Genomic DNA, 1,145 nt, shown 5'->3' on the forward strand with positions numbered 1-1,145 from the left:
CGAGAATGGCGCGCCAGGTTCCAAAGGTCGTCATCCGATCCTGGTCCCGATCCCACGCCCACAGGCAGGGATCGACAGCCTCGACGATCCTTTCCAGATGACGGAGCCGTTCGGCCTGATCTTCCGAATCTGGCATCATTCCTTCCCCGTGTGCACGACGTGAATGGGCTCCTTGATCCCCAGAATGACCCCGAAATTGACGAAACGCTCCATGGCGGCAGGACCGATGACCTGGCCTTTTTCCATCAGCACCGACCCCTGGCCGCTCAGAACGTCCTGGGCCAGAACCATGCCCTCGCGCAACCCGGCCAGCGGCACGGCACGAACGGTGCTTTCGGCGCGCTTGGCCAGAGTGCGCTCCAACGCATCCACGATGCCGCCGTCGTAAGTGGCCGGGACGGCGCGCATGGAGGCCAGAATCCCGGCCGTCTCGCCACCGTGCGCCACCTGATCCGCGTAATCCAGGGCAACTTTCAAAATCCGCGCCCCCACGGGCGGATTCTTGGACAACGGCAACTCCTGCCCGGCCACCATCTCGGCCACGCTCTCCAGACGCGGGATATTGCGCAACAAATTACCGGCAATGGCCGGATGCATGAGAAAAATCTGCGCTTCCTCGGCCGACAACGGCACCCGCTTCATTTTCCGCTCCAGGATTTCCTGGGGCAGGGAAATGCACCCGATCTGACTGAGCATGGCCGCCAGCTCATAACGCCACAAGCCCTCCAGCGCCAAGAGCTGGCAGATTTCCAGAACCAGCCCCTTGGCCTGCTCCCCGCGCCCGAAGGCTTCCGGGCTGACCAGGGCCAGCAACTCGGACATGACCTGGATGCAGCCGCGCAGGGTGCCGCGCAACAGCTCCTTTTCGGCGGTCACGAGACGATGTTGCCGCAAGCCATCGCCGACGGCGGCCACCAAGGTTTCCGGAGCGCAGGGTTTGGTCAGAAAGCGAAAAATAGCGCCCTGATTCACCGCAGCCATGGCCGCGTCCAGATCGCCGTGACCGGTCAACATGATCCGGACCGTGTCCGGCCATCGGGCCTTGATCCGCCGCAACAGCTCGACTCCGTCCATGCGCGGCATCTTCAGATCGGAAACGACCACCGCGTACGGGCCGCGTTCCTCGCAGTGTTGCAAGGCGGACA

The 1,145-nt window shown here is 63.4% G+C and carries 1 protein-coding gene; it reads right to left on the bottom strand.

Annotated features, from left to right (window positions below; all coding sequences use genetic code 11):
- Positions 1 to 135 precede the first annotated feature (135 nt).
- Positions 136 to 1,145, bottom strand: a 1,010-nt coding sequence (locus tag EOL86_15380) for a response regulator (protein NCD26951.1), incomplete at its 5' end; no start/stop codon positions are given.

This window comes from Deltaproteobacteria bacterium (assembly GCA_009930495.1).
GTDB lineage: Bacteria > Desulfobacterota > Desulfovibrionia > Desulfovibrionales > Desulfomicrobiaceae > Desulfomicrobium.